This window comes from Raoultella sp. (assembly GCF_039594335.1).
In the GTDB taxonomy this organism is placed as follows: Bacteria; Pseudomonadota; Gammaproteobacteria; order Enterobacterales; family Enterobacteriaceae; genus Klebsiella.
The window spans coordinates 1-9,398 of the sequence record NZ_JBCNNS010000143.1; the positions used below are offsets into that span (position 1 = coordinate 1).

The 9,398-nt window shown below is 55.2% G+C and carries 9 protein-coding genes and 1 tRNA gene; 2 read left to right on the top strand and 8 right to left on the bottom strand.

The genetic code is table 11. The features are described from left to right. Positions 1 to 167: 167 nt before the first annotated feature. The 8 genes from ACZAHD_RS18995 to nac all read right to left on the bottom strand — a co-directional run bounded on the left by ACZAHD_RS18995 (position 168) and on the right by nac (position 8,700). The gene (locus ACZAHD_RS18995) at positions 168 to 920 is read right to left on the bottom strand and encodes an ABC transporter ATP-binding protein (RefSeq protein ID WP_462458160.1); all 753 of its coding nucleotides are present in this window, start codon (positions 918 to 920) and stop codon (positions 168 to 170) included. Beyond that, the gene (locus ACZAHD_RS19000; protein WP_462458161.1) at positions 913 to 1,956 is read right to left on the bottom strand and encodes a branched-chain amino acid ABC transporter permease; all 1,044 of its coding nucleotides are present in this window, start codon (positions 1,954 to 1,956) and stop codon (positions 913 to 915) included. Before ACZAHD_RS19000 ends, ACZAHD_RS18995 begins: the two co-directional genes overlap by 8 nt. Before the next feature lie 2 nt (positions 1,957 to 1,958). Continuing rightward, complete coding sequence (locus ACZAHD_RS19005; protein ID WP_462458162.1) at positions 1,959 to 2,852, bottom strand: branched-chain amino acid ABC transporter permease; 894 nt, start codon at positions 2,850 to 2,852, stop codon at positions 1,959 to 1,961. Further along, on the bottom strand, positions 2,849 to 3,739 hold the full coding sequence (locus tag ACZAHD_RS19010; protein WP_462458163.1) for an ABC transporter ATP-binding protein: 891 nt from the start codon (positions 3,737 to 3,739) through the stop codon (positions 2,849 to 2,851). Before ACZAHD_RS19010 ends, ACZAHD_RS19005 begins: the two co-directional genes overlap by 4 nt. Positions 3,740 to 3,768: 29 nt before the next feature. Further along, positions 3,769 to 4,878 (bottom strand): dimethylsulfone monooxygenase SfnG, encoded by a 1,110-nt coding sequence (gene sfnG, locus ACZAHD_RS19015; protein WP_462458164.1) that lies wholly within the window; start codon positions 4,876 to 4,878, stop codon positions 3,769 to 3,771. Positions 4,879 to 5,692: 814 nt separating this feature from the next. Further along, on the bottom strand, positions 5,693 to 6,619 hold the full coding sequence (gene ldtA, locus ACZAHD_RS19020) for a L,D-transpeptidase (RefSeq protein WP_462458165.1): 927 nt from the start codon (positions 6,617 to 6,619) through the stop codon (positions 5,693 to 5,695). A 106-nt stretch (positions 6,620 to 6,725) separates the two neighbouring features. After that, on the bottom strand, positions 6,726 to 7,676 hold the full coding sequence (cbl, locus tag ACZAHD_RS19025; protein ID WP_462458166.1) for an HTH-type transcriptional regulator Cbl: 951 nt from the start codon (positions 7,674 to 7,676) through the stop codon (positions 6,726 to 6,728). A 106-nt stretch (positions 7,677 to 7,782) separates the two neighbouring features. After that, positions 7,783 to 8,700 (bottom strand): nitrogen assimilation transcriptional regulator NAC, encoded by a 918-nt coding sequence (nac, locus tag ACZAHD_RS19030; protein ID WP_462458167.1) that lies wholly within the window; start codon positions 8,698 to 8,700, stop codon positions 7,783 to 7,785. 329 nt (positions 8,701 to 9,029) lie between these two features. Here nac and ACZAHD_RS19035 point away from each other — a divergent pair. Further along, positions 9,030 to 9,105, top strand: a tRNA-Asn gene (locus ACZAHD_RS19035). Positions 9,106 to 9,266: 161 nt separating this feature from the next. Continuing rightward, on the top strand, positions 9,267 to 9,398 hold a 132-nt coding region (locus tag ACZAHD_RS19040; RefSeq protein ID WP_462458168.1), incomplete at its 3' end, for an Arm DNA-binding domain-containing protein.

Below are 9,398 nucleotides of genomic sequence, written 5' to 3' on the forward strand. Positions count from 1 at the left end.
CTGTGCAACGCGAATCGCTTCTTCATCACTTTTAATAATATGGGCCGGTGCCGCCTGCTTTGGATAGCCCGGAATACCGTGTGGAGCACTGTCTTCCGCTGTTTGAGAAACGGAAACGGCGTCTTGGGTTTGAATCGTGCTCATGTCGTACTCTCCTGTAATAAAGGTCATGCCGCAAAGCCGAGATAAATTCTCTGCACATCTTCCTGCTGGCTCAGTTCCTGCGCATTGCCGGAAAGCGCCACGCTGCCACTGTCCAATACGTAAGCCCGATGGGCATGGCGTAATGCGACGGTGGAATTCTGTTCCGCCACCAGAATCGACAGCTTTTGCCGCTGATTAAGCTGGCTCAATACGGTAAAAATCTCCTCGACAATCCTTGGCGCGAGGCCCATAGAAGGCTCATCAAGCAATAACAGTCTGGGTTTGGCCATCAGTGCCCGGCCAATCGCCGCCATCTGCTGTTCGCCGCCGGAAGCCAGACCAGCCGGCAGATGGCGTTTATCTTTCAGACGCGGGAAAATCTGATAAACCTCCTCCAGCCCCTGGCGGATCTGCCACCGGGACGCCGAACGCGCCAGCGCCCCGGTGATCAGGTTCTCTTCCAGCGTTAAGGAAACAAAACAGTGTCGCCCTTCAAGCACCGGCACTATCCCGCGGCGCACCAGCTTGTGCGGCGCTTCGGCAGTGATGTCCTGGCCGGCCCACAGCACCCGGCCGGCGCTCACTTCGCCACGGCGCGCCGGCAACAGGTGCGAAATCGCCTGCAGAGCCGTCGACTTACCGGCGCCGTTACGCCCAAGCAGGGCGACAATCTCCCCCTCCCCCACGGTGAGGGAAACATCTTCCAGTGCAATAATGTGCCGCTGATAACGAGCGCTAAGGTGAGTAACACTAAGCAAGGGGATGCCGTCAGACATGGCGTTTTCTCCCAAATTTGAAGTGGGCGGCCAGGCGCTGCGTTAATGCCGCCAACCCTTTAGGCTCGGCGATCAGAAAGCCAATCAGCAGCACGCCGGTAATGATGTTCTGCACCAGCTCCAGCACGCCGGAATCGATCTGTTGCCCGAACCCCCCTTCGCTGCCGCGCGCGAGCAGCAGCGGAAATAGCGTCAGCAGCGCCGCGCCGAGAAACGCCCCGCGCACGGTACCCAACCCACCTATAATGATGATGAACAGCAGTTGGAACGACCGCTCCAGATTAAAACCTGCCGGCTCGATGTTACGAAGATAGGTGAACGACCACAGCACGCCGGCGATCCCGATGATGAAAGAGGACAGACCAAAGGCGATCATCCTGGTGCGCAGGATCGGCACGCCGATGACTCGCGCCGCCAGCGGATTATCGCGGACGGAGATAAAATTCCGGCAGGTGGACGAATTCGTCAGCCGCACCACCAGCCAGGTCAGCAAACTGACCACCGTCAGGGTAAACAGATAGCGCCGCGCCGAACTGTCGATGGCCCACGCCCCAAGCTGCAGCGGCGCCACCGACACCACACCTGAGGCGCTGTTAAGGGAAAACCAACCGAAATTATTCAACACCCACTGGACGAAAAACTGGGTCGCCAATGTGGAAATCGCCAGATAAAAGCTGCTGAGCCGCAGGCTGGGCAAGCCGAAAACCAGCCCCAGCAGCGCACTGATGACCCCCGCCAGCAGCAGTACGATCGGCAACGGCAGAACAGGCAGCCGACTGATAAGATTCAGCGCGGCATAGGCCCCCACCGCCATAAAAGCGGCGCTGCCAAGCGATATCTGCCCGGTGTAGCCCGCCAGCACATTTAACCCCAATGCCGCCAGCGACAGCGTCAGAAATGGCGTCAGTACCGCATCGAAAAGGTATTCGTCGCCAATCCACGGTAACAGAACAAACGCCACGCCTAGCAGGGCAACCAGCCCAAGGGGCAGGCTCCGCAATGGATAGCGGCGGAGAGTGAGGGATAATATTGACATGTTCACAACCTTGACAAACGGTGGGAGCCGAACAGCCCTGTCGGGCGGATCAACAGGAATAACAGCGCGACGAGATAGGCAATCCAGCTATCAATGCCGCCGCCGAGTAATGGGCCGAGATAGACCGAGCCGAGCTTCTCGATGGCACCGACCAGCAGGCCAGCGACAATCACACCGGCGATCGAATCAAAGCCGCCAAGCACCAACACCGGCAATGCTTTAAGCACCACCAGGGAGAGCGAAAACTGCACTCCGAGCCGTGCTCCCCACAACAGGCCCGCCACGAGCGCCACCACGCCTGCCGCCGCCCATACCACCGCCCACAGGCGGCCAATGTTCAGGCCCACCGCCAGCCCGGCGAAGGTGTCATCGGCCACCGCGCGAAACGCCAGCCCGGTGTGCGTATAGCGAAAGAACAAGCTCAGCAACAGTACCAGCAGCCCCGCCACGCCGGCGGCGAACAGATCAAACTGGCTGATCAGCACCCCGCCCACCTCAAACGGTGTGTCGTCGATGCCGAGGTTCAAGGCGTGCACCTGGGTGCCCCACAGCAGTTGCGCCGCACCTTCGATGATGTAGGAGACGCCAAGCGTGGCGACGAACAAAATAATCGGCGGCTGATTCACCAGCGGACGCAGCACCGAAAATTCGATCAGCATGCCCAGCAGCGAGATGATCACCAGCGTGATCGGCAACACCGCCCAGACCGACCAGCCGCGCTCGACCAGACAAACGAAGGTTAACGCGGCAAACAACAGCATCGATCCTTGGGCGAAGTTGAATATCCCCGAGCTTTTGTAAACCAGCACAAATCCCAACGCCACCAGCGAATACATCACGCCGGATAACAGCCCGCCGACGAGTACTTCGATTAAAAACAACCAGTCGATATTCATCGCACCGCCTCCGCAGAAGGCGCAGCCCCGGGGGCGGCGCCCAGGTAAGCGGCGATCACCGCCGGATCCTGGCGGATAACCTCTGGCGTGCCCGTCGCAATATTGCGCCCATACTCCAGCACCACGATGCGATCAGACAGGTTCATTACGACGCCGATATCATGTTCAATCAGCAGGATCGTGGTGCCGAAATGCGCGCGAATATCGCCGATCAGTCCACTAAGCCGCTGCTTATCGGCCAGCGTCATGCCCGCCATCGGCTCGTCCAGCAACAGCAGGCGCGGCCGGGCCACCAGCGCGCGCGCCAGTTCTGCGCGCTTTTGCAGGCCGTAAGACAAGCTGCCTATCGGGTTATCGGCAACCTGTTTCAGGCCAAAAAAATCGATTACCGCATCAGCCTGTTGCCGGTGGCTGGCCGTCTCGCGCCGCGCGCGCGGCAAACCGAACACCTCACTGAACAGCGAAGTTTGCCGCCGGTGCGCCAGGCCTTGCAGCACGTTATCCCGCACCGACAACCCATGGAACAACGCCAGGTTCTGGAACGTGCGCGCAATGCCCGCGCTGGCCAACTTTTGCGCGCTCATGGCCCGATAGCGCTGGCCATCAAGCACAATTTCCCCTTTATCCGGCCGATACAGCCCGGAAATAACATTCAGCAGCGAGCTTTTACCGGCGCCATTCGGGCCGATGATCGCCAGCAGTTGCGATGGGCCGGCCTGCAGCGAAACATCGGTTAACGCGCTGACGCCGCCAAAGGAGAGGGAAATACCGGAAAGCGCCAGCGACACGCCGCGATGAACGGCGTCAATCGGTTCTGCATCGCGCTCCGCCGTCAACGCCTGCTGGAATGCCGTCAGCGAGGAAGGCGATGTTTCTGATAACGTCATAATGATCTCCAGGCCGGTGGGGATGAGCGTCAGTTAACCGAGGCAATGGCGGGCTGAGATTGCTTTTCCAGCTCACGCACCAGAGGCATCACTTCCCTTCCGAAGAACTCGACTTCCTCCTGGAAATGCAGGAAAGCCAGCAGCAGCAGATTGACGCCTGACTGTTTGAGCGCAATGATGCGCTCTGCGATCTGCTGCGGCGTGCCAATCAGGTTGGTTTTAAAGCCGTCGTTGTATTGCACCAAATCTTCAAAGGTGGATTTGGCCCAGATGCCCTCGCCCTCCGGCGATGCGCTGCCAGCGTTTTTCACTTCGTGCTGGAACCCTTTCACCGCGTCCGGATTGGCGTTATCAATGATTTCCCGCAGCACCGCCTGCGCCTCTTTTTCGCTTTCACGCGCAATAACGAAACCATTAACCCCGATCTTCACCTGATGCTGGTTTTGTGCCGCCTTACGCTGGATGTCATCCACCTGGGCTTTGATGCCTTCAGGCGTGTTGCCGTTGGTGAAATACCAGTCGGAAACGCGCGCAGCCATATCTCGCGCGGCACGCGAACTGCCACCCTGGAAAATTTCCGGCAGCGGCGCCAACGGTTTGGGCTTGAGGGAATAATCACGAAAGCGATAGAAATCGCCAGCAAAGGTAAAGCTGTCTTCACGCCAGATGCCCTGCAGGCAACGGATGAACTCTTCTGAACGCAGGTAGCGCTCTTCGTGGTCGAGCCAGGGTTCGCCGATGGCTTTAAACTCTCCACGGAACCAGCCGCTGACGATATTGACCGCGATGCGCGGGCCGTACAGATGACTGATAGTGGCAATTTGTTTTGCCGCCAGTGTGGGGTTCCAGGGGCCGGGAAGCAAAGCGGCGATCACTTTCAGCTTTTCAGTTGATGCCAGTAGCGCCTGCGAAAAAGAGACCGACTCATGCTGGTTGTCGGCACCATAGCCTGCCGTAAAACGGATCTGCGTAAGCGCATAGTCAAAACCGGCACGTTCGGCAATTTGCGCCAGCTTACGGTTGTAGTCGATATCCCAACTGGTACGCTGCGGGATATTACTGATCACTAACCCACCCGACACGTTCGGCACCCAATAGGCGAACTGCAGCGGATGATTACCTGGCTCTGAAATGGACATAGGGCACTCCCGTCATTGATGAATTTGTCTTTCCGCCTTACAACACGTTGCAGGCGAGTTGCTGTAGCCGCGAATTATCATCTTTCTATATAACGTTTTTTGCTTTATAAAAATAAAAAGATAATCGTTGGTTATAACGGTGTTAGCAGAATGCATGCCAAAACAGACGGCGAGATAATTTTTTTAAAATCAAAATATTATAAAAAAAAGAAAGGAACTTCCCTGCTGCGTTTGCAACATACCTAGTTACGCATATGTTGCAAATGCAACATATATACAACTTACCGGAAGATAAATTTCATCCTGACGTTAATGTGGGCAAAAGCGAGTCTGATTACGGATGCTGTCGTTTCTGACAGGCATGGAATAAGCAACTACGAACGGCAGTTTCATTACCTCCGCAGTGGATCCCAAGGAGTTTGCTCATAATAGGCAGTGCATTTTTTTGTAGAGGGTTCGGGCGTGGAGGCTATCAGGATGACTTGTTCTGCCGATACAATCCCCACTCAAATTGCACCTGTCGGGATATCTGTCCCCCTCATTCCCCAAAAAATCAGGGGATAAGGTATCTGCCGTCATGATTCATACCGTCGAAATAAGAGTATTCCCTGATTTGAAAGGGTCTGAAGATGAAGAAAGGGTTTTGTCTTATTTTTCGGCAATGAGTTTTGCTACAGATTTTCGAGGCGCACCCAGCCTGAGGAGCCATATTTAAAAAGCCCACTTAAGGAAACTTAAGTGGGCTTTTTGCTTTTCTGCTATTGATCTCGCCTCAATGGGTTACAGCCGCGCTACGCTCGCTCCCGATATCACTTTACGTCCCGGCCTCGCTGATATTGACCGGCATTCCGGAGCGTCGTTCAAGGGCCTGTTCCGCCCGAATCGTATTGACGCCCCCTTCCTTTACAAACGTCTGTATGCCTGTGCTCATGGGTAACGGGACTTTTCTGTCTGATTCGTATTCTGCGCGGTTACGCGACAGAGGCTCATGCACCTCAATCCAACGGCTGCCGTCCAGCTCTTCGGTAAACTTCACCGGCTGATCGATAATCTGCACGCGAGTACCAACCGGGACATTGTCGAACAGATATTTGATATCGTCATTCCGCAGGCGAATGCAGCCCTGACTGACGCGCAGCCCGATACCAAAATTGGCATTGGTGCCATGAATAGCGTACAACCTGCCGATATAAATCGCGTACAGTCCCATCGGATTATCCGGCCCGGCCGGAACGAACGCTGGCAGACTCTCGCCTCTGCGGGCATATTCACGCCGCGTATTGGCCGTTGGCGTCCAGGTCGGCGCTTCCTGCTTGCGTTCGACGGTCGTGACCCAATTGCGCGGCGTTTCACGCCCTGCCTGGCCGATGCCTATCGGCAAAACTTCAACGGTATTGCCTTCCGGCGGATAGTAATAGAGGCGCATTTCCGCAACATTGACCACAATGCCTTCGCGAACCGTGGCAGGCAAAATCAGCTGCTGGGGGATCACAAGCGTCGTACCAGACCTCGGTAGAAAGACATCAACGCCAGGATTCGCTTCCAGCATATTGCTCAGCCCCTGCCCATATTGCGCCGCAAAGGCCTCCAGCGGTTGAGTATTGTTGTGCGGTACGGTAATCAGCTGCGGGCTTCCCACGAGGCGGCTTCCTTCCGGTGGCAGCGGATAACTGACGGCCAGCGCACTCTGGCTTGAGAGAATAAAGAAAAGAGAGCAAAACCATTGCACACGCTGCACCATTTATTTCCCTTCCTCAGTCGCGACAATCGTGAGTGCATTATAGCGTTTTTCTCACCACCTCGTGGCAGCGGACCACTGTTCCTTTATCCGCCACCGCGATAATGCTTCAAATCTGATAATCAATCGCCACTTCTTCCGGCTCCATTGCCTGGCGTTTAATCTCATCCAGCGACAGCCCGGCATTGCACAGCTCGATAAACCGCCAGACATAATTGCGTTGCAACTGCCCGCGCTTTAGCCCTAACCAGACGGTATTCGCATCGAAAAGGTGCCGGGTTTCCAGGCGGGTAAAAGTGTCTGACTCCCGGGCATCGCCCGATTGTTCCGCCACCAGCCCGACGCCAAGCCCCAGCTCAACATAGGTTTTAATGACATCGGAGTCCTGTGCGCTAAGGACAATATCCGGCATCAACCCTTTACGATTAAAGGCTTCATCAATACGCGAGCGCCCGGTGATGCCCTGTCGATAGGTGATCAATGGCCAGCGAGAAATAGCTTCCAGAGTTAACGGGGTCGCTTGCACCAGCGGGTGGTCTTTCGGCACCAGCAGGCTGTGATACCAGCGGAACCAAGGAAAGGCCACCAGCGTCGGATCGTTACTCAGGCGTTCACTGGCGATACCGATATCTGCGCCACCGTTATGCAACAGCGCTTCAATCTCCTGAGGGGTTCCCTGAATCAGTTCCAGTCGCACATCGGAAAAGAGCTCACGAAAAGCTTTAATCACCGGCGGCAGGCTATAGCGCGCCTGGGTATGGGTTGTCGCAATCGTGAGTACACCGGATGCATCGTTGGTGAATAAGTCGGCAAGACGGCGGACATTACTGGCTTCATTCAGAATACGTTCCGCAATGGATAAGAGCGCTTTTCCGGGCTCCGTCATCCCCAGCAGGCGTTTACCGCGTCGGATGAAGATCTCGATCCCCAGTTCTTCTTCCAGTTCTCGAATATGACGGCTCACACCCGATTGCGAGGTATAAAGCATATTTGCGACTTCCGTCAGGTTGTAATCCTGACGGGCAGCCTCACGAATAATTTTTAGTTGCTGGAAATTCACCCTTTCCTCCGGGCTATCAGACATAACATATGCTCTATTGTTAAAGTCTGTTGTCCTTACTAACAAATAATAAAAACCAGCAACTTATTCTTTTCGGGAATATAGATTAACTTACCAACAACAATTCACGATTTTCCAGCGAAGGACGACTCACCAGCGAAAGTAAAATCTCTTTCACCGCCTGCGCTTGCGGCGACAGGCTGCCTTTCGCCGACATGTTCAGAGATAAGGACAGGCTCATCGAAGGCGTACTGATCCGCGCCATCCAGCCGTTAGCTGCCCCGCACAGCGATCGCGCGGCGGACTCTGGCAGCACGGTGACGCCCATGCCGCTGGCGATCGCCGCAGTTAGCGTCGTAATAGATTCGATTTCGCCGATAATCTTCGCCGACAAACGACGCAGCGTGAATGCTTCCGTCACTCGCGCACGGACTGCGCTGTAATCACGCGGCAGGAACAAATTCATCTCCGCCACCGCGGCCAGATCGACGCTCTGCCCAGGGCAATCGCGGGTTCCCACCAGATAAAGATCCTCTTTCAGCAAAGGCTGGCTGATGATCCCTGCGACCGGAGAGCGCTCGTAAAGCACGGCCATATCCAGCTGACCGCTAAGCAGTTTATCGTTAAGGATTGTCCCGCTACTTTCCTGCAGATAGACCATCACTTCGGGCAGCTCATTGCGCACGGTCTGCAGCAACGGCATGGTAATGGCAGACGCCGCGGTCCCCGGCGCAAGGCCAATCGAGACCTGGCCGCTGAGCGTATGACCCACGTTATTCACCGCCAACTGCGCCTGCTCGCACTGGCGTAGGATTGTGCGCGCATGAGTATAGAGTATCTTCCCGGCTTCGGTCGGGGTCACACCGCGTTTTGTCCGAATCAGCAGTTGCTGGTCCAGTTCGCCTTCCAGGGTCGCCACCTGCTGGCTCAGCGCCGGTTGTGCGATGTGCAAGACTTCAGCCGCCTGGGTCAGACTGCCGATATCGACGATTTTTACAAAATACTTCAGTCGTCTTAAGTTCATTTTGCCTCCTGTAAGGAAAGCCAGTACCAACGCTGGCAATTGAGTTACAGAGGTTTTGCAATTTGCTTGCCAGTTTTTTGGCATCGATGCAAAGGCCGCTACAGGCGGCGTGATAAGCGATTCTGATAGCAATGGAGGATTTATTTACCCGGTAAGCGGATTACGCTATGCCCCATTAGAGGTATGCCCGCACCATAACGGTGCGCATTGATGGAAAATAGCGCAACCGCCTCTCCATTGCTGAAATTGTCAGCAATCAAACACATTCCGGTGATTCTGTCTTTGACAAGGCCATGCACCGTCGTTAATATGCGCCCCGTTCACACGATTCCTCTGTAGTTCAGTCGGTAGAACGGCGGACTGTTAATCCGTATGTCACTGGTTCGAGTCCAGTCAGAGGAGCCAAATTCTAGTTTTCATGCCGCTTTGCGAATCCCTATGTGATTCAGATTCAATAAGTTAGCGTGAAAAGTCTTCCCGATGCATTTTCAGTTTTCTCTCCGTATCGGGAGAATTTGGTGGTCAGATTTGGGGTCAAGTTGGTTCGATGACGGAGTGACCCCCAAATGTCCCTTAACGACTCAAAAATCCGCAATTTAAAACCATCCGCAAAACCCTTCAAAGTTTCCGATTCTCACGGTCTGTACCTTTTAGTTAATCCAGGTGGTTCGCGTCTCTGGTATCTCAAATATCGCATC